The organism is Methylocaldum sp. RMAD-M (assembly GCF_017832375.1).
Lineage (GTDB): Bacteria > Pseudomonadota > Gammaproteobacteria > Methylococcales > Methylococcaceae > Methylocaldum.
In genome coordinates this window covers 12,459-32,921 of sequence record NZ_JAFIBZ010000042.1, presented here as the reverse complement: position 1 = coordinate 32,921, position 20,463 = coordinate 12,459, and the positions used below count along the sequence as shown (strand labels likewise).

The window sequence follows — 20,463 nt, the reverse complement described above, 5'->3', positions numbered from 1 at the left end:
GACGGCGTAGCGTGGCGAGGCCGATTTGCACGCGAAGCGCCCGTAGGGTGCCGCACAGGGACTGTGCGGCATGAATCCAGTGCACAAGGACGTGATAGGCCTCTGCCATCCATAGCGTCTGGACCCCGGCATTCCAATCGCAAACGGTGTCTTCGGGAACACCAAGGCGACGATTTCCGACACAAAGCCCGTCGGCAAAGGGTTACCGACCTACGACTGTAGCACCCTGTAGGTCGGCAATCCTTTGCCGACGTATCGGCTCGGCGAAGGGCTTTGTCGGCAAAGGATTGCCGACCTACGTTCTCCCCTCCTGGCACGAATCCGTACACCGGGATGGAAAACGCTCTAACGGCATTGGTACATCGCCTGGGTGGGCCGGAAGGTCGGCACCCATTTGATCGGGAAGGGATTTTCGAACTATATGGAGCCTCTATCCCGGTAGGCCCGCCAAACCCAGGCGTGCCGTCCGGCCGAGTCGTATGCGCCCGTTTCCGTTCACTCTTCGTCCTCCTCCTCATCGGGCGGCGGCGCATTCTCACTTGCGGCCGGGCTTGTTTCCGAAACGGCCACGCCGGCTTCCTGCCAAGGCGTGACCTGGAGGTCTTCGAGTTTGAATTGGAACTCCTGAGCTTCGTTTTCGGCCTTCACCGAACTGATTTGGGTAAAGGGTTCGCCTTCGGTGAGCGCATCCCAAAATCCCTTGCCTTGATACTTGTCCAGCAATTCGCGGTTTGCTTGGTACAAGCCTTGGTTTTTCTCCGTGCACGCCTCAATCCATCGGGATCGCTCGGCCACCGCACTGACCAGAAGCGCATTGTCCTGCTGGTATTTCTTCAACTGGCCGACCGCAGCGCGCAAACGCTCGTTGAGGCCGCGAATGCGTTCGGAATCCTGATGGATGCGCCCCTGCAGCGATTCGTTACCGGCTCTCAAGTTATCGAGACTGGCCTTCTGCTGCTGGACCACACTCTCCAATCCTTCGAGTTGCTTGATCTTGTCTTCAAGCTTTCCGACCTGGTCCAGCAAGGCGCTCTTTTCCCCTTCCAAAGCCGTCTTCTCCTGGCTCAACTGGCGCAGCATGCCCTGCGCCTTGCGCAAGGCTTGAGCCGCAGCACTGTCTTGCTTGGGCGCCTGGGCGTGTACTGCCGAAGGGCCAACCACGGCGCACCACAGCAACAGAAAAAGGACGGCGTTTTTCGTCCGCCGAATCAAGAAAAGCGAACGCATGTCGAATGGGCTCATGACTCGATCTCGATGTTTTATTCCAAATCGCTTTCAATCAGGAATTGTTTTGTAGGGTGGGTTAGGCGCACATCAGCACTGACCGACCGCCAATCACTGCGCCTCGCATGCGCCGTAACCCGCCGAGCACCCGCGGACCTGTCCTGAGCCAAGTCGAAGGGTCGGTGGGTTACGCGGAGCCGAGGGGCTAACCCGCCATCGATGGATTTCGCTTCGCTCTACCCATCCTACGGTGAATGTTCTATCGAATGCCGAATGGAATTAGAACCGCGCGTTCAAGTCCACCAGCAGCACGTCGACCCCGAACGGAGGACCGTCGATTTCGTCGGCCGAGAGCCAGCGGATATTGGCCCAAGTGTTTTTCGCCAAGCCATATACCATGCCGGCCATCCATCCTTTCGCATCGGTCCCGGCCAAGTGGAAATTGGAGTCCGTGAACGCATCCAGCACCGAATCTCGCTCGAGATACTTGTATGCGAAGAAAGTGCTCCAGTCGCCGAACCTCAAGATTTCGGGCCTGCCTACGTCCAGGCGGACCTGAAAGGCAGTGGTTTTCGGCTTGATGTTCGACCCGGTACGACGAAGAATCTCCTTCTGGTCGAATCCGATATTCTCGGAATAATTGGCCGTAAACATGACGTGATTAGCGCCGAATCCGCTGTAATCCAGAGCGAACATTGCATCGATGATATTGAAGTCAGAAGCCAGACCAACGAGTCGGGTGTTGACGCTTGTATCGGTAGGATCGTTACTGATTCGAGCCAGACTATTGCCTTTCGTGAAGAATTCCGGCGCCGTCCAATCATTCCTGCGGCTACCGAGCGCATTGGGCTGCGCCACGATATTCTTGTAGTCGTAATAGGCAACGCCCGCCTTCACCCGAGTGTTGGTACCGAAAAGCCAATCCAGGCCGCTTTGTGCCGCCCACAGCCACTTGTCCTGAGATTCCAATTCGATTTCCTGCAAGGGAAAGGCGCCCAAGGTTAGGAAGGCCGTGTTAGGCGTCGAAAACCCCATATTGATTTGACGGTACTGAGGCCCCGACCTGAAGAAGTCCTGGGCAAGCTCTGCCTTGGGTCCGATAGGCAGGCGGAACGTGCCGGCGAAACCTTCGAAACTGAGGTCCGGGTCGAACAGGTTGTCCGTGGAAAGCCATGGATTGGCGAAACGCCCGGCCCATACGGTAAACCAGTCCGTTCCCTTTCCGTCCACGTGGTCGTATTGAAGAAAGGCCCGATCCAGCGCAACCTCATACTGTTTCCCGTATTGTCCCAAGGTTTGATTGATGGAAATCGGGCTGCGATCGTTGCTGGTGGCCAGGCGAATGCCAGCTTTGAAGTGATCGGCGATTTGCGCCTCCAGTCCAAGGCGCACGCGAATTCGGTAACGCTGCCGGTCGACCGTGGTATTCAGGAAGGCATCCTCTCCCGCAGCAGTGATGCCGCCATCTTCATTGATGACCGGCCAGTTAAGATAACTGCCTTCCTGATTGTCGTCCGCAAATAACTGATCCTCGAAACGCACGCGAAAATCGCCCGACAACTTGAACCGGTTCACCCAATCCGGCAGAGCCGCCGGCACGCCCCATTTTTCCGTCTTGGCCTGGGACTTGACTTCCTTTACCACTTCGTCGCGCAGTTCCTTGCTCACCTCGGCGCGAATCTCGTCCTTCACGAAATCAGGAACGTAGGTCACCCGTACCGGTCCCGGCTTGCCCTTGTCCGGATTACCCTGTTTTGCAACGATCTGCTCTTCCTTCGCGGCTTCCGCCTTGGCTTCCGCCGCAGCCTTGGTTTCCGCCTGCTTGATCATGTCCTCCGCTTTCGATTTGTCGATGATTCCCTGCTGCACCAGGATATCGATCAAATTGAGCGTGGTGTTCTTGAGCTTCAGCAGTTCTTCTTTTTCTCCCGCCGCCGCGGTGGACGCCAAAATCAAGGCCAAAGGCGCGGCGAGCAGCTTGCGGTCTGCTTTCATGGAATTCCCCAAGTCGTGTTATTTCTGAGTCTGTTTTAGGAGCGGATGCGGATCTTCACCGGCTGCGGCATGTTCTCCGGAGGAGCTTTGAGCCTGGAGCGGAGTGATCCCAAGGCTGAACGCAAGGCTTCGTCCACATCGCCGTCCCCGCTGGAAGAGGCCAGTTCGGCACGGGAAACGCTTCCGTCGGCGCCGATCCAGATATTCGCGATCACCGAAATCTTCTTGTTCCGCGCCTTGCTCTGGCTCAGCTTCTCCCGGAGCTCGTCCGCGATCTGGCGCTGCAACTGCTGGCCGTACCAGATGATGGCGTTGCCGCCGCCTCCCCCGATGAGCCCCCGTCCGCCTTTCTTGCCAACTAGCCCGAAAGCGTCGGACCCGGCGGCACCCTCGGCGTCGACGCCCAGATCCTCGCCGGGAGGCGGTTCATCCGCTTGCTGCTCGGGTTCCGGCTCGGGCTCCGGTTCCGGTTCTTCGATCTTCTCCTCCTTGATCTCCGGCTCCGGCGGCTTTTCCTCGGGCGGTGGCGGCGGAGGTGGCGGGGGCGGTTGGATCACGGTGATCTGCTGGACCTGTTTCTTGGTCTGCACCGGCTTTTCGAAAAGGTCCTTCAGAAAAAAAACCGCCACCGCGATCAGGACGATCAGAACCCCGCCGATCCCGAGCGGCAGATAGCGAAGCCAAGTTTTCTTGCTCATGGCGGGCGACGAAGAGGAGCCTTACTTCACCAGCTTCTGCGTCACCAGACCGAGCTGGCTGATCTGCAGGCGCGTGACCACGTCCAGCACGTCGATGACCTTTTCATACTGGATGGCGGCATCGGCCTTGAGCACCACCGGAAGGTCCGGCGTGGCCGCCTTGTACTGCGACAGACGGGTTTCGAGCTCCTGGAGGCTGACCGGATAGGTGTCCAGATAAATGGTGCCGTCCTGGGTAATCGAAATCGCCTTGGTCTTCGGCTTGGACAGAGCGGGCGTGGCGCTGGCCTTGGGCAGGTTGACGGTGATGCCTTGCACCGTGGCGGTGGTCATGATGATGAAGATCAGCAGCAGCACATAGGCCACGTCCAGCATGGGCGTGATGTTGATGTCGTCGTAGACCTTCTCTTCGGATTCGACTTTCATGGCTTATCCCCCGCGGTGACGCTCGGCCAGGCGTTCCGACACCATGGCCAGGAACTCGTCGGTGAACACCCGCATCTCCGCGGTGAGGTCCTTGATTTGGGTGAGCAGATAGTTGTAGCCGAACAGGGCCGGGATGGCGACGGCGAGACCAGCCACGGTGGCGAGCAGCGCGCCGGAGATACCGGGCGCGATGGAGTTGATGTTGACATCGCCTGTGGCGGCGATCACGGCGAAGGTGATCATCACCCCGAGCACGGTGCCCAACAGGCCCAGAAACGGACCGCCGGAGATGGCGATGGTGAGCAATACCATATTGCGGTTGAGTTTTTGCCCCTCGCGCACCACCGCCGCGTCGAGCCGCGCCCGCAGCACGTTGAGCGCCTCGTCGGTCAAGGGCTGGTTGGCCAAGGTGCCGAAGCGCTTTTTGAGCTCCTGAACCCCGGCGTGGTAAACGTGATAAACGGGAGAACTCTGAAAATGATCGTGCTTGCCCACCACCGCGGCGAGGAACTCCGATTCGCTCAGTTCCTTTTCTTCCTCGGTTTCTTCCTGATCCAGCGCTCCGGGATCGGCGGAAGCGTCCATGTTCCGGTATTGGTCGAGGAAGGCGCGGTTGTCCTTATTGGCCCTGGAGATAGCCAGCCCCTTGGTGACCATCACCAGGGCGCTGATCACGAACATGACGCCGCACAGGGCGATCACCACCCAGCCGTCGACGGTCAGACTTTGCAGGATAATGACGAAATAATTGGGACCGCCCGCCCCTTGCTTGGATTCGTCCTGGCCGAAGCCGAGAACGTTGAAATCGGCGCTTTGGCTGCGTGCCAAGAGCTTGATCCAGTCGGCGGTACGCGCCGTGTTGGCAATCTGAACTTCGTCCAGAAAGCCGATGAGGCTATCGCCTGCGGCGCCGGCGCCCAAGGTCACCAGCGGATTCATCGGCCCCGCCGAAGCCGGCGACTCGCCCGCCTTGTTGCCGTCCAGGTACAGTTCCAGCTTGTCCGTCCGCAGAACCACGGCGATGTGCTGCCACTTGCCGAGTTGCAACGGCGCGGGAGGCGTCTCGCCCCCTTGGCCGTTGTTCGCATATTTCGCGACCAGGCCGGTGTCCCGAACCGATAGCTCCAGCGCGTTCTCGCCTTCCGCCGCGTGCAAGACGTAAGCATTCGACTGGGCCTGATCGATCTTCAGCCAGGCGGAAAAGGTCCAGCCTTTATCGGGCGAAAGTTGCAGAGCTGGATTGGCATTGACCGTAATGCCGCCCGCTCCGTTGAATTTGGCCGCTGCACCGATCCAGCCCGCCGGCTCCGGCGCGGCCTTGGAATCCGCCGCATGGTTGCCGTAGGCGGTGGCGTCCTTAGGCATCGGGTCAGTCTCGTCGAAATGGAACACCAGCGCCTGATGCACGTCGTAAGTCCCGTTCGCATCGCCGCCATCCGGCGCTTCGGCGTTGCCGTAATACATCCAGATCGAATCGGTGCTGACGCCGCCGCGGAATTGGGGCGCCTTGACCCAGACCAGGGCCATCTCGTTGATGGCGTCGAACTTCTCGACGTGATACTTCAAAGGCGTCTTATCGTCCGCCATGAAGCGAATATCCTTGCCGTTCTCGGCCAGGTCCATGAAATAGCCGAAGTTCCCGGTATGCAGGCGGACCAGCACCGGGAACTCGGACAAGGTCTCCTGGACATCCGCGCCGGTGGCTCCGCCATCCAGCGAAATCTGTTTGCGCGACGACCATGCGTCGTTCCACCAGGCGTGAACCATGCTCGGAACGAGCACCAACCCCAAGGCCAGAGCGCAGACCCTCACTTTCATGTAAGTTCTTGTAATTACTGATTTTGAAAACATGTATTGTGTTACATCAATGTTTCAGATACGTGACGATTTCGCTCCGATCGGGATGCCGAATTCAGGCACCTGGAGCGGAAAATCACCCGTCGATATCCCTAGATCGGAGATCAACTGCAGCCCGCCTTGCCATCCCTCACGTCGCCCACGCTGCAGTTGCCGAAGCCAAGCACGTCCACCGACAATAGATTCACACTTTGGTTTCCGGCGTTCTGGGCAGTCTTGTCTTTGTCCTTGTCGTTCATGCTTTCCGTGGACTGCTCGGCGGTCTTGCTCACGCCAGCCGCGGCGCTGGCGGCGCCGAGGTCCGGGGTAACGACCGCCGGAGCGGTCGGCACGCCGGTCGCCTGTCCCCCGGCGCTGATGTTATCGGCGCCGATCACCGCGTTCGCGGCGAGCGTCAGATCGCCCGCGCTGCGTATGCCTGCCTCTCCAGCGTTGATGACGCCGCGCGGCGTTGCCAGGTGAATGGCACCGCCCACGACCCCCGAAGGCGCGTCGGTAAATATGCCGTTGCCGGAAATCTCCGGATCTTCGTCCGGAATTCGGTTTCCGTTCTCGTCATACTTGTATTTCGGTTTGGAGGCGGCGAAATCGGCCTTCGAACCCGCTCCGGCATCGATATCCCCGTTCGACGACCAGCCCGTCAAATCGCCTCCGTTCAGGGTTGCCGCGCGAGACTGGTTCACCTGAATGTCGCCGTCGGCAAACGTGTCGATGGCGCCGCCCTGCAGAGTCACGACGCCAAGCTGGTCGGTGGATTTCTGCCCGGCCACCTTCACGGATAGTCCAAGGTTTATCAGGCCGCCCGGCGTCAGCATCCGGATGTCTGCCGGTGCCCGCGTGTGTATCTTGCTGAAGAAGAGCTTGATGTCCCCCTGGTATTCGCCCGGAAACAGCGTTTCGATCGCGTCGAAGCCTCTCGCATAGAAGCGTTTCCAATCGGCCTCGCCGGCGGCTTTCGCCTTGGCCGCCGCATCGCCCGATTCGCGCAACTCGGTGAAATAGATATCCAGCAGCAGAGCCAACTGATGATCGAGACTCAACCCCCGGAATACGGCAAGCACCGAGTCGTCGTCCCCGGATACGTCGAATCCCCTGCCGGCCATGAAGTGCTTCAGTTCCAGCCTGTGATCCGTGGACTGCACCAGGTAGCGCTCGGTGAAGCCGGAATAATTCGGTTGTTCCTTCAGGCCCGCCATCAGGGTCAATGACGTTCCCGCCTTCGGAAGGGCCGGGTTCTCGCGATTGCCTACCGTTTCGATGCCGACTGCCGCTCCAAGATCGATATCCCGGCCGGTAAAGAGATAAAGATTGCCCGGTCCCGCGATCTTGAGAATGTTGTCGATTTGAGGAATGAGTGCTCCGGTGGTACGGTCGATGAAGTCGGTCAGCAATCGGAAATCGCGTGCCGCCTTGATGACGCTGACATCGTTCGGCCGAAGGTTCTGGATCACTAAACTGACGTCCCGTATGTCTCTGCCCGCTTCTACGTAGACCGGCTTGGGCGAATGGAAGAACAACGGCGCACCTTCGGAAGATACGATGTCTCCCTCCTTGGCCACAATTCTGGCCGGCTCGGGATCGTCTTTATGGATCGGGGTCGGCGCGTGGACATTGCCCGTGAGGTCCAGCAGCGGAAGGACGCCAGTTGCATAATTGCCGGTCGGCAGTGCCGCGCTGGGCAACAGATTCGGGTCGGCGTCCGACTGCCCCACATCCACGCGTCCAACTTTCAACAACCCGGAACGGATGTCCTTGCCGGCCAGTAACTCGAAGGTTCCGAGCTTCTGCGGGAACAGGACGAACGGACGGTCGATCTCGATATCCCCCGACCAGGCCCGAACGCTCAAGGAACCGGGATAAACAGTCAGGGCACGTGCCTCGCTGACGCTGAGGACGGGCGAGGGAAACGGAGAGTAGGTCGTATAGACCGAATTGACGACCTCCGCGTCGTTGACCAGTTTCACCGAACCGCCCAGAGACGATAAGGTGATTCCGCTGTTTTCCGAATAGGTGCTAAAGAACGTGTCGACGATATCGGTCCTCATGCGTTCCGCCAGCAGCGTGGGATTGAAGATGGACCCTACCTCGATGTCGCCGCCCGCTTGAACCTCGATCTTCGCATCGCCCAGGGCGAACAGAGGCCCCGAAGTATATTGCTCGCCTCCGGCAATCTGTCCGCCGGCCATGATCTCGCCCTCGCCACTTGCTACGTAGAAAACGCCGCCCAGCACATCGCCTCCGGCTTTCACGGCCAAATCGCCGCCGCCCCGGATATTGACCTCGTTGGAACTGAAAACCGGCTGGCCACGCGAGACCCGTTCAAGCTTGCCCACTTGCTTGCCGGTCGTGGGAATCACGACCGAAAGATCGAAGATACTGCCGCCTGCACGGATGTCCACGTCGCCGCCACCTAGCGCTCCAACATTCTGGCGGAAACCCAGCGCTTCGGCTGGGATCACGAACTGTGATGTGCCGATGGTGTCCAGGGCCAACGCCCAAGCCGTCGGGCGAGCCAATTCGGATTGATCCCGGGTTTGCCAGCTTCCAGTACGAACCAGCCAGTCGAAGAGCTGCTTGGTGGGCGCGCCCTTGATGTCGCCCTCCACGCGGATCGAAATATCCCCGCCGTCCACCGGATATTCGCCGTAAAAATTCGATGCCACTAACGAGGCGGGAAGCGTGCCATACCGGTTTTCGTCTTCCGGACGGCCGGCGGTGTAGATCGCGGCCGATTCCCCGTTCAGCGTGAGATTCCCGCCGGCGCGGATGTCGATGTCCCCGGTACCGGTGCGCACTTTTGCGTCGGTCGCCACCGTAAAGTTTCCTACGCCTTGCACCACCTTGTTGAAATCGGCGGCCAAAACATCGGCGCCGGCGATGAGCCGGTAACTCCAGGATGGGCCGGACTGTAGCAGGTCGTTGACCTGTTTGCTGGTACCCGGAATGGGTCCTTTCGCGAATCCGTCGGTCAGCGATTTGCCGAAGGTCAAATCGCCCTCCGAACGAATCGTTAGCGAACCGGGCGTTCCCATATAACTCCATAGGGCCGGATTCCGGAAGTCCCAGATCGTGTTCAAGGCCAGGTCGCCACTGCTCGTGACGTCCAGTCCCGGCACAACATCGAAACCACCTCCGACTCGGGCCGCGATATCGATCGCGTGGCTCATGAACGCCGCAGTGCTTGCAGCCCATGCCGAAATATCCGCGTTGTCGATCTCGCCATCGCCGACCTGCCGGCCCAGCACGCCCTCAACCTGGTTCACGGCGGCGCCCACGATGGCGCCCGCCACCGGATCGACGGCGACTTCGTCCCCCGCCCCGTCTCCGTTGGCGTCGAGTTGAAGCGCACGCAAGATCACTTCGCCGCCCTCGGCTCCCGAGACATCGATGACGGAACCATCGTCCACGCGAATCCGTCCCAAGCCATCGCCGTCGGTATCGGTGGTGCTGAGAATGACGCGACCGCCTTTTTCGCCGGCGCCCGCCGCCCGGGCCAGAATGGCTGATCCGCTTAGAAGATGGACATCGTCGCCCGCCGCAAGAAGAACCTGGCCGCCTTTCCGTCCCGAGGCGTCCAGCATGCCCGACAACACGACGCTGCCTTGATCGGCGGAAAGCTCGATCACGTTCGCGACGATCCGGGAAACATTGAGATCGCCCGAACCGGCGCGAACGTCCACCGCGCCGAAGCTGCCCGATAAGGAGAGTCCTTGCGAAAAAGTCAGACCCGCCAATTCGATGGAGCCAGGCATATAGCCCGCCGCAGATTCACCGAAAAGAACTCCTCCGAGGGCCACGTCGCCTCGTGGCGCCTTCACGGAAAGGCTCCCGGCGTCACCGCCGCCGGCTGCGCCCGAAAAATCGACTGTGGAGCCGGCGCTGACGCTCACGAAACCGTCGGTCGAAGACAGGCGGACGCTGCCTCCAGGTACGAACGCATCGGATACGCCAGGGAAGTCCAGGGCGACGCCCGAGACGTCGATCCGTGCTGTGGGATCCAGCACGACGCCGTTACGTCCGGACAACTCGAAGGTGCCGCCCGGCATGACGATCCCTCCTCCGAATTCGACGAAATCCGCCTCTGCAAGCCAGCGTGCGCCAAATCCGTTTTCAGAAGCAACGGATGTGGAATCCGGCGAGGTAAAGATCAGACGGTGGTCCGGCACATGCAACTGCGTATTGGTGCCGCTCAATGCCGAAATTACCGGAGCGGAAATGTTCAGATCTCCGTCGAAATGGAAATCGCCGCGCCCGGAACCCACCAGGGAGCCGGAAACGCTCCAGATCGAGGAGGTAAAGCCGTTAAACGAAAACTCGCCCGTTCCCAGGCGTATCGTTTCCGACTCGAGGGCCAAGACGCCTGTACCCGTCCCTACCGCGCCCGAAACCGACCCGTTCGGATTCGAGAACGAAACCCGATTGGCGCGAATCGCGGCGCGATCTCCCGCTGCGCCGAAACCGGTCAGCCCGGCGCCCCGGACGTCCAGCGCACCGGTATCCACGAGTACCGAACCGAACACCTTGACGTCGCTTCGGCTGCTCAGGATCAGCTCTTCCGGCCGCATGGCATTCAGGCGGTCCTGCGACAACAGGAAGCCGCCGGTACCGCCTGGAGCGTTCCCGAGGCTGATGGCATCGGCGCCGAGATACAGAGACCCGCCGTCGATCTGCAGTTCGCCGTCCAACCGGTTGTCGGAAGTTCCGACTGTGTTCTTGGTCGCATCGATCAGCATCGATCCCTCGGCGCGCAGCAACGCCCCCCCCTCCAAGGCTACGAAGCCGCTCGCTCCGGCTACGCCGTCGCGCGCAATGCCTCCCTGCCGACCGGCCGACACGCGAACCACCGCGCTGTCGCCCGTGACGCTCAAGCCCGCTTCGGCGCGCTCGGACCGGCCCGTGCTCGATACGCTGCCGCCGGACTTGACCGTCACACCCTCCTTCGCGGCAAGAATCACGTCGTCGACTTGCAGCGTCGCGCCGTTTTCGACCGTGACCGTTCCCGCCTTCACATCCAGCGCGAAGCCGCCCCCCTGGGCTCGGCGGAAACCGCCGAGTAGAATGCTCTCCGCGCCGAAGCGGCTCAGGTCGTCCGCGGCGATCTCCACTACCGACCCGGTCGCGCCATCGGAACGGCGCGGTACGATGGCCAAATTATCGGCGGCGATGTCAAGCCGCCCGCCACGGCCGCCACCGTCCGCTGCCGCCTTGAGGGCGCCCTCGATAACCAGGCGGTCCTGCACTGCCACCGACAGTTGACCCGCATCACCCGGCAGCAGCGGCAACGCCGTCTCCCGGGTTGCGGCACGCGTCCGATAGAAGTCCGAGGCCAGAGTTTCGTTGTATTCCGAGCGCAGCCGAGCGGCAGCGCCGGGTTCAATAGCAAAACCGCTCCACACGGCGTCCCTGATACCCGTGCCGGCGACGCCGCGGTATCCCGCGACGATCGCTACGCCATCGTCGCGGCGGCGCACTTCTCCCAGCGAGATACCCGAAGTGCCGGGTTCCGCCGTGACCAGATAGGCGCCCGGCAGCAAGGCATAGTGAGCCGGGAGCAGGGTGTATTCGCCTTCCGGCAAGTCGCCGTAGCCGGCCAGATAAATATTGTCTCCTGCCTTCAGTCCCGATGCCGGGAATTCGTTGTGGTCGTAGGGCGCGTAGCGGCCGGTCAATCCCGGCAGGATGGCGAACTTCTCCTGATAGTCGATTTCCCCGCTCAACACCCTGGGGTCGAGCGGATCCAGGTAATCCGACGAGCCTCCCGGACCGGGGACGAATTCGAACGCATAAAGATCGCCGCCCCCGGACACATCGACTACGGAGCCAGCCGCAATTTCGACCGTTCGTCCATCCAGCGTGATGACCTTGTCCGGCGGCGCGTCGTCGAACACGAGCTTGAAGTCGCCTCCCCATGGGTAAAGCCAGTTCTGCCCGCCCTGCAGGCGACCGAAGGGGACCGTCAAACCTTCGCCGGAAACCGATAACAGGCTGCCGTTACCCAGGATGATTCCATTGGCGGAGTTCACCTCAATGCCACCGAACGGCGCTTTCAGCGCGCCGCGATGAACGAAATTCGGCACGTCCAGAATGACCTTCCCTCCCGCGGAAAGGACCGGCGACGGTTCGCCGCGCCGCAGGGTCGTCAAAGTCCCCTCCGGATTTCCTTCGATTGCCAGGCGGAAGGTGCTGGCCGTGGTGGGATAGATTTGCGCCGCCTCCAGCGTAACGTTCGCGGCCGTATTGAATTCACCATGGAAATCCCTGATCCGAAGTTTCTCCCCGGTATCCTGATCCGTGATTTCACGCTCTCGACGAACCGCCCGAAGCCGGATATCGCCGTTGCTGCTCAGATTGATATCTCGGAACCCTTTGGTGACCGTGCCGCCAACGAGATCGATCAGGGAGCCGGAAGCGTTGAACGTGGCCGGGCCGGAACTGGGCTCGGCTAGCTTTTCCCAAAGAGGATCACCGGAAAAAGAAAAACCCAGCGCGAGATACGGCGCCGACAGGTTCACGTCGGCCCGATCCGCGGCGGTTTGCGGCGCCCAGCTCAATACCGGAGCATCCAGAACGATTTCCCGCTGCGCCGCGAGGGTGACATCCCCCTTGAAACGAATTTCGTCTTTTGGAATCGGGCTCTTATTCAGCAACGTACTGACCCGCAACTCGATGTTGGCGAACCCGCCCTGTTTGATGGTATCGGCAGCGATCCGTCCTTCGCTCCACATTTCCGCGGGTACATCGTCGCCTGGCTTCCAACCGGAAGGCAGCGCCGAGGCAGTGCCTGCGCGGATTTCGATCACGCGAGGATCACTTGGATAAAGCCTCTGTCCACCGCCGACGATTTCAGCATCGGGACGCTCCTCGTTCCGCAACGCCGTATCCAGCGTCAGCGACAAAATCCCGCCGGCGGCCCCTGCGCCGGTCGGCGCGGCCTTCAATGTGCCGTCGACGACGAAACCTTCCGAAGCGATTACGCTGATGGAACCCGAATGAGTCGCCACCGGAGTTTCCTCCAGCGTGAACCCGAGCCCCGATGCCCCGGTCTGGGGCAGGTCGAAAACGCCGTTTCCTCCGGTCACGTCCACTACCGACCCCTTTTGCGCCACCACGAAGCCGCGTTCGGCCCGCAGATCGACCGTGCCGCCGGCAATCAGTCTGCCTTCGCGCCAGCCCAAGCGGTTCGGCGCGTAAAGTATCTTCCCCCCGACCGAGATACTCGAATCCGCCCCCAGAAACGCGCCCGCGTTCGGCAGAAACGCCGAACGCTCGGGATCATCGGGCACGGTGGAAACGAGGGAAACGTGCCCGCCGGGCGCGATGATGCTACCGTCGAGAAACACGCTGCTGTCCGAGGACAGCCGGATTTCCGCGCCCGGATCGGCGACGATGCGGGCGCCGTGGCCGACGGTTACCGAGGCGCCGGACCGACCCGGCCTACCCAGCGACTGAGCCAAAGCCAGAGTCAGGTCCGTCGGGCGGCGCTGGAAATCCAGCAGGATCTCCTCGATAGCCACGCCCCCCGAGACGAGGCGGCGTGCCGAAGACCGGTTGGCGAAGTCGTCCTTCAGCAGCAAGCTTTTCCCGATCAAGTCAATTTCGGTACCGTCCGCGACGGTTATCCCGTGCTCGTTGGAGCGGATTTCATAGAGTCCGAAACCGCCGTCGCGGAAAAACGCTGGTCGCAGCCACAGAGGACGCAAGGGATTCAATGGCGAGCGAAGCGGGACGCTTGCCGCAATCACCGCTTCGTTGGCCGTCAAACTCAAGACCCCACCCTTGTCAAGCCCAAAAGCCCGCAGCGTAGGACGCCCTTGCTCGTCGCCCAGATTCAGGTTGGTCCCGAACCTCCTTTCCGTGCTACCGGTTTCCAAACTGATTTCGCCGCCCTTTCCGGAAACCGTGTTTCCGTCCCGGTCCATCCAGGCTCCGCCATCCGCGAGGATGGCACTGCCCCGAGCCAGCGTAAGGTCTCCCGCCGATTTTATCTTCACGGTGCCACCGTCCACCGTAACGGCGCCGGTGGCGAAGGCGGCGGAGCGATCCAGGGGAAGATCGTTGACCCAGCGTCCACTGACGTCGATCTCGGCCCCATCGGCCAATCGGATATCGCCCTGCAACTTGGCCGATTGACTCAAGACCACGCTGGAAACGTCAACCGTACCTCCGGCGATATCGATCTTGCCGGAAAGGTCCACCTGGCCGCCCTTCAGCGCCAGCGTCCCCCCGTCCGGCAGATTGACGGCAGAGGTCTCCGGTATTTCGATGGCATTGGTGGTCTGGACCGAAACGTGGCGAACGCCTCCGGCTTCTAGCATGTCGGTCGAAACGACTGTCGACTGCTCTTCGGAGCCGGCATCGCTCGCGTCGCCGGCATCTTCGATCAGGCCCGCGATGGAGGCCAGCACGCCTGGCAGATTTTGGTTCTGGAAGAGAATCTTCTGAGGACTATTGACGAAGCGAGCCAGGTCGATGAAAAGCCGGCCGCCGTCCGGACGCTCGTCGATACGCCGCTGGTAACGCCCTTCCTCCGTTCGGGCCAGCAATTCGCCCCCGAAAAACAGTCGGTTGGCGCCGATATTGAGCGCGCCGGCCGCTCGGCCGTCGACATAGCCGGGCTCGAAGCGGCCCGGCAGGAAAGGGCCCGGGATATCCCAGACCTTTTTAACGCCCCACCGCGTGTAAACCTTTTCCACCGTACCGAAAATCCGTGTCGGCCGGATATTCGGATTCGCATCGCTGATCTCCACCAATCGCTCGTTCTGGATCAGGTGCGTCGTCGACAGGTAGCCGTCCTGGTACTGAACCGAGCCGCCGGAAACGTCGATCCGCGCACCCGGCGCAACCACGACATCGCCCGCGGAATAGATGTTGACCTCGCCGCCCTCCGTACTGCGTTCGTCGACGCCGCGCTCGATCAACGCCAGAGCGCCGGAAATATCGGCTATCGGCGTGCCTTTACGCGCGTCCACCCGCACGGTCTTGCCGAACAGGATGCTGTCTTTCAACAGGGGAGCATCGCGCAACTGATCGGAGCGCAGCTCAACATCCACCAGATTGCTTTCCATCGGAAGAGGCACATGCTTAACCCCGGAGACGTCGATGGAACTCCCCGACTCCATGATCACGTGGGCATCGGCGACCGGGTCAGGCTCCCCCGTGAACGTATCGGCGTAGGACTCGCCTTCCGCACGCTCCGAGTTGGCGGGCTTTGACGTCGCGGCGATATCGACTTCGCCGTGCGGCGCGACGATTCGGGCGTTCTCCCTGAGCCGTACCTGTCTTCCCATGATCTCCACGCGCGACTGTGGTTGTTTGGCCGAATCCTTCGCCGTTCCGTCCTGGGAATCGAGGGTCACCTCGGTAAGGCTATTCGGGCCGAGCGTCACCTTGGCGACGGTGCCCAGACCGTCGTTCAAAGCGTTCGGACGTCCGGTACGATTGGCCTCGAGCACATAGCCGGTCGAATCGAGGCGGACCGGCTGTCCGCCCTTCTCCCTCGCCAGCAGGCGCACCGTGCCGTTCACCTTCACCGAGGTGCTTGCGGAAACCAGTCCCTCCTGGTTCACCGCGAAACCCATCAGGGTGATATTGCCGCGTTTGGCGACGATTTGACCGAGATTCCTGACATCACCGCCGGTATTGACCTCCACCAGAAGATGCCCGGTGCTGGACTTGCTTTTGTCTTCCTGCAGATAGACCTTGTCCGTCGCCGCGGCCATGATGACCTGCCCGTCGTCCGCCTGAACCGAGCCGCGGTTTTCAATCGACGGCGCGAATATCAGGATGCGGCCGTTGGGCGAATTGGTTTTGATCTGTGCGCCGGATTCGATCTCGACCTTGATTTTTTCCGGCTGCCCCTGCTCGTTGAGCCGATAAACCTGGCCATTGCCGGTCAGCGCGGCACTGCCGTTCTGATCGACGACCTTGGTGATGCCTCGCTCCAGCACCTCGTCCGTAATGTTTAGCGTGGTCGCGACCAGGGTATTGGCGTTGACCTGAGAATTCCGGCCGAACACGAAACCGTTCTGGTTGACCAGGTAGATCTGTCCGTTGGCCGTCAATTCGCCGAGAATCCGGCTGGGATCGTTTTGATAAATCCGGTTGAGGGCGATCGAGGTGGATGCCGGCTGGTTGAAGCGCACGGCACTGTCCTCGCTGATATTGAAGCTCTTCCAGTTCAATACCGTGCGATCGGTCTGCTGGTTGATGGTCAGTGTGTTTCCGATAACCTGGCGCGTCGCATTGCCCATGGACGCCCATACGTCCGCCGCCACCGGAAGCTCTGCCCGCGCCGGCCACGCACTCCACACGGCACCCCCCGCCACCAGGACGCGAATGCTCGCTGCCAGCGGCTTCAAGCGCGGACGCGCCGTGCTGCCCAGTCTCGTAACGTTTGCTTTTTTCGCCATTGCTGCAACCTCACCTTTTCCCGTCGGAAACTTCGGGTTTTTCGCTTAGTGCTTCAGAACTCATAAGCAACGCGGAAATCCACGCGCTGCTCGCCGTTATCCACCGTGTTCGCCTCGGCCAGCGGATACGCCCAGTCCAGTTCGCCCGTGAAGTGCCTCCAAACCTGCAGGCGCAGCCCGGCGCCGGCGCTTGCGAGCTGGTATTGCGACGCCGTGCCCGGCAGGGACTTGACGATCCAAAGCTTGGCCGCGTCGAAAAATGCGAGTGCCCTCAATTCGTTCATGAATTTCCACGCAGCGGGCGCCAACGGCGGGCTGATGAATTCGACTGAGCCCATGACGCCGTGATCGCCCAGTGCCTCGGTCTGGTGATAGCCGCGCACGCTGGTCGGGCCGCCGGCGGAAAATTGCTCGTTGCTGATCAGCGGAGAATCGGTCACCTGCCCGCTGAACCGTCCGGCGAATTGCAAGCCGAAAGGCAACTCGTGCCGATGCCGGAACTCGCCCGTCAGATAGACGTAGTTGGCGCGCGAGAAAATTCGCTTGTCCTCGAACTCCTGCTGCTCGTTCCCGAGCCCGCGAACCGAAAAGTTGAGATTCAAGCGGAGCGCACTGAGAAAATCCTTGCCGCGGTAGCTGCCGTCGTAGCCGATCGTGAAAGGCGTATACGTGATGGGTGTGTTTTGCGTATCCGCTCCGACCAGGTTGACCGACTGGTCGAAACTCTTGTAGTCGAAACCGAACAGCAGGCTCTGGAACAATCCGCCCGAGGGTTCCAAGGGCTTCACCAGCCGTGCCCCGAAAATTTCGCCGGTACCGATCACCGAAAGCGCGCCCGCGCTGGCGATGTTGGTGTTGGACGCAATGCCGATGCCGTAGAACACGAAGCGGGTATCCTCGAAACCGGTGGGCAGCGCGTAGGTCCCTGACCAAACCTCCACCTCCTCGGTATTTTCCGGAGAAACCTGATATTGCAGCGAGGCGCTGTGGTGCAACTGCCAGAGATTGTCGTAGCGTATGGAACCCAGCAGCCGCGTCCGCGTCGTATTGCTTACGTTGTAGCTGTTGATTTCCACGCTGCCGTGCAGCGGAAGCTCGTCCTGAACCTTGAGTTCCACCTCCAGCTTGCCGGGCGTCTTCCCGGCCCGGAGCACGGGGGTCACCTGGCGATCCTGGGATTCCTCGCCCAGTTTGGCGAGCTGAGCCTGGACCTCCGGCAGATGAGGCACCTTGCCTTGGGCCAGGGCCGGCACCTTTTCGCGGATATTCTTGAGGGAGTGATACTGGGATCCCGTCACCCGCAGACGCTCGACGGCGCCTTCGGTGACTTCCAGGACGACCACGCCGCCTTCCACGTCCTGTTCGGGGATATTGACCAAAACCGTCTGATAGCCTGCGTCGTGATAGGCCGCTTCCAGCGTCTGCCGCGCCAGCTCCACGTCGTTGATGGCCTTGCCCGGCCCGAGGAAGGGATAGACCGCTTTCTCGATGCGGGTGTTGTCCAGCACCGAATTACCCTCCACCCGATATTCCCAGACATCGAACTTCGGAGCGGCAGACGCCTCGGGTGTAGGTTGTTCGTCGCATTTAGCGGCCAGGGAGATCAGCAGCAACCCGGCCACGATGTACCGCGCCGGCAATAAAACCCAATTCACCATTTACCTCGTAAACACAATATCGAATCGAACCCTCACCCGCCGCCTCGATATCGTTAAGCCAAGCCGTCATGCCGGCAGGGAATGCCGGCATCCAGAGCACAGGGATGTGACCCCGAGCCGATGCCCTCCGTGGCTTCTAGATTCCGGCAATCCATGCCGGAATGACGATATAGGGTTAACTTAACGGGATCGCCCTTCGATCCAGTCAAAGCGCCGCTTTATTCCTGCGCCGGACGAACGTAGTAGCGTAGGTCGGCAATCCTTTGCCGACACTCTGGCTCGGCGAGGGGCTTAGTCGGCAAAGGATTGCCGACCTACCAATTGCCCGATCCTTACCGCTAAACCGCGGTAAAAAACGCTCTAGCGAAGACGCTGGGTTTCGTTCCTCGACCCAGCCTACGGGGCGGGTCGTTTCGACGCCCTCAGGCTGGCAAAGGAACGCGTGAAAGTTCATACACAAACGGCACACCTTCTCGCTTGCCGCTCTCCGACACACCGCGACACCGTCTCCCCTCGACGCCACAGAAATACCGGAGTCCGGCAACCGGGAAGGCCTCCGCCTTCCGATCCATTCAAAGCCGAAGCCAGCCGGTCCTCGCGGCCCGGCCGGCTTGGTGCGGGGCGCCGGAAGGCGCCCCTTTCCTTCATGAGCGAACGTCAGCCGTTCGCCAGACCATCCATCCTTAGAACGGCAGACCCAGCGTGAAGCCGCTGTTCGGAGCGATGTCCGGGTTGAACTGCGGAGTGCGGCAGTTGTCCAGCGATGCGCCCGCCGGAGCATGGGTATAACCCAGAACCGGATTGGCGGTATTGAACACATTGTCCATCGTATGGCCGTTGGTGCTCAGCGCCATATAACCTGCCTGACCCCAGGTGTGGTTGGAGGTGGTGGTGTTCAGCGCTGCCACCGCCGACGGGTTGGCCGCCTGTGCGGCGATGTACTCGATCACGGCGATCTTGTTGGCGCTCAGGCCGGTCTTCGGATACTGAACGGTCAGCTCGGCCCAGTCGAAGTACTTGCCGTTCCAGACGTTCTCGAGGGTCGGCGCCGCGCCGTCGATCTTGATGAAACGGTAGTTCCTGGCGTTGGTCGGGTTCTTTTCCGTACCCTGCACGCCGACCGCCCACGCGGTGCGGCCGTCGGTGTTCACTACCGGCAGGGTAGCGGTGTTGGTACCGTCGTTCAGATCCGAGAGGCACTTTTCCACATCGGTGGAACCGCTGTTCAGGAATGCACGGGGGCCGTTGAGAACATCATCGGTTTCCGCCGGCAACGAAGAGCTGCTGACACAGGGGTGATGCAGGAAGTTCGCGTTGGCCTGAGCCTGGGTGCCGGAACCGTCCACGCGGCGGCAGATGTGCACCGTGGTGTCGGTCGGGCGATAGGCCGCGTTGACGAAATCCACCAAGGATGTTTGGGTACCGTTGTCGTCTACGTACACATCATTCCAGAAGCCGACGCGGCCAGCCAGGATAGACGATACCTGCGCCTTGCTCAGGCTGGGCATGCAGGCTTCGGTTTCGTTACCGGGGGCGCAGGTATTGGGCAGCTTGCCCAGCTTGATTTCCGCATCCTGCAAAGCATCGCGCAGCAGCTTGGTGGCCGGTATGCCGAACACCTGGGCCGCCACCGGACGCACGATCAGCTTGGCCGCCACGTCCGCCGGGTTTACCGGCGCGAAGCCCGCCGGCGTGTTCTTGCCGCGGAACATTTCGGGATTCACGTCGGAGATGCCGGCATCCGACAGGATGTTGGTCTGGCTGGCGCAATTCCAGTTGGGAGAACTGCCAGTGCATGAATTCACATTCAGATGAGCGATGGCCTGGTTGGCCAGCAACGGGCTCACGCCCTGGGCGGAACCGCCGGCCGCGCGCTTGATGAACAGCACGCTCGCGTTGGCGGGCAGGCTGGCGATCTTCTTGGTGCCCAGGGTGTTGGTCTGGCACGAGATGCCCCAGTAATTGCCGTTCGGCTTGCCGCCGGAGAAGTTGAGATAATCCTTGTTCGCCTCGCAGACCTGTGTATCCAGCAGGGCGGCGATCTGGTTGTCCACTGCGGAGGCGCCGGACATGTACACCGTCACCGTGTGGGCGGCAGTCGGATTGTAAGCGTATACATTGGCAGCGGCGCCTAAAGAGGCAGCAACGGCCAGAGAAATGTGGCGAAGTTTCATATCGATCTCCAAAAATCGAGAA

The 20,463-nt window shown here is 61.1% G+C and carries 8 protein-coding genes; all 8 read right to left on the bottom strand.

Annotation, left to right across the window (positions count from 1 at the left end; translation table 11 throughout):
* Nucleotides 1-495 precede the first annotated feature (495 nt).
* The 8 genes from JOD69_RS22835 to JOD69_RS22800 all read right to left on the bottom strand — a co-directional run bounded on the left by JOD69_RS22835 (nucleotide 496) and on the right by JOD69_RS22800 (nucleotide 20,441).
* A complete protein-coding gene (locus JOD69_RS22835; protein WP_086133251.1) occupies nucleotides 496-1,242 on the bottom strand; it encodes a hypothetical protein in 747 nt (248 codons plus the stop codon).
* 261 nt (nucleotides 1,243-1,503) lie between these two features.
* Entirely contained in the window at nucleotides 1,504-3,219 is a 1,716-nt protein-coding gene (locus tag JOD69_RS22830) for a putative porin (RefSeq protein ID WP_086133252.1), read from the bottom strand.
* Nucleotides 3,220-3,254: 35 nt separating this feature from the next.
* Nucleotides 3,255-3,917: an energy transducer TonB gene (locus JOD69_RS22825; RefSeq protein ID WP_086133253.1), complete on the bottom strand. Its 663-nt coding sequence runs from the start codon at nucleotides 3,915-3,917 to the stop codon at nucleotides 3,255-3,257.
* Between the two features lie 21 nt (nucleotides 3,918-3,938).
* Entirely contained in the window at nucleotides 3,939-4,343 is a 405-nt protein-coding gene (locus tag JOD69_RS22820) for a biopolymer transporter ExbD (RefSeq protein WP_077730071.1), read from the bottom strand.
* Nucleotides 4,344-4,346: 3 nt separating this feature from the next.
* Nucleotides 4,347-6,161, bottom strand: coding sequence for a DUF2341 domain-containing protein (locus JOD69_RS22815; protein WP_086133254.1), 1,815 nt, complete (start codon nucleotides 6,159-6,161; stop codon nucleotides 4,347-4,349).
* Nucleotides 6,162-6,304: 143 nt separating this feature from the next.
* Nucleotides 6,305-16,609 (bottom strand): filamentous haemagglutinin family protein, encoded by a 10,305-nt coding sequence (locus JOD69_RS22810; RefSeq protein ID WP_086133255.1) that lies wholly within the window; start codon nucleotides 16,607-16,609, stop codon nucleotides 6,305-6,307.
* Between the two features lie 53 nt (nucleotides 16,610-16,662).
* Nucleotides 16,663-18,264, bottom strand: coding sequence for a ShlB/FhaC/HecB family hemolysin secretion/activation protein (locus JOD69_RS22805; RefSeq protein WP_348529979.1), 1,602 nt, complete (start codon nucleotides 18,262-18,264; stop codon nucleotides 16,663-16,665).
* A gap of 686 nt (nucleotides 18,265-18,950) precedes the next feature.
* Nucleotides 18,951-20,441 carry a hypothetical protein gene (locus JOD69_RS22800; protein ID WP_086133257.1) on the bottom strand — a complete coding sequence of 497 codons (1,491 nt, stop codon included), beginning with the start codon at nucleotides 20,439-20,441 and terminating at the stop codon, nucleotides 18,951-18,953.
* Nucleotides 20,442-20,463 lie beyond the last annotated feature (22 nt).

Bases quoted from the DNA above. Each gene is read 5' to 3' on its own strand.
- JOD69_RS22835 (WP_086133251.1), bottom strand. From the start codon at position 1,242: ATGAGCCCATTCGACATGCGTTCGCTTTTCTTGATTCGGCGGACGAAA.
- JOD69_RS22830 (WP_086133252.1), bottom strand. From the start codon at position 3,219: ATGAAAGCAGACCGCAAGCTGCTCGCCGCGCCTTTGGCCTTGATTTTG.
- JOD69_RS22825 (WP_086133253.1), bottom strand. From the start codon at position 3,917: ATGAGCAAGAAAACTTGGCTTCGCTATCTGCCGCTCGGGATCGGCGGG.
- JOD69_RS22820 (WP_077730071.1), bottom strand. From the start codon at position 4,343: ATGAAAGTCGAATCCGAAGAGAAGGTCTACGACGACATCAACATCACG.
- JOD69_RS22815 (WP_086133254.1), bottom strand. From the start codon at position 6,161: ATGAAAGTGAGGGTCTGCGCTCTGGCCTTGGGGTTGGTGCTCGTTCCG.
- JOD69_RS22810 (WP_086133255.1), bottom strand. From the start codon at position 16,609: ATGGCGAAAAAAGCAAACGTTACGAGACTGGGCAGCACGGCGCGTCCG.
- JOD69_RS22800 (WP_086133257.1), bottom strand. From the start codon at position 20,441: ATGAAACTTCGCCACATTTCTCTGGCCGTTGCTGCCTCTTTAGGCGCC.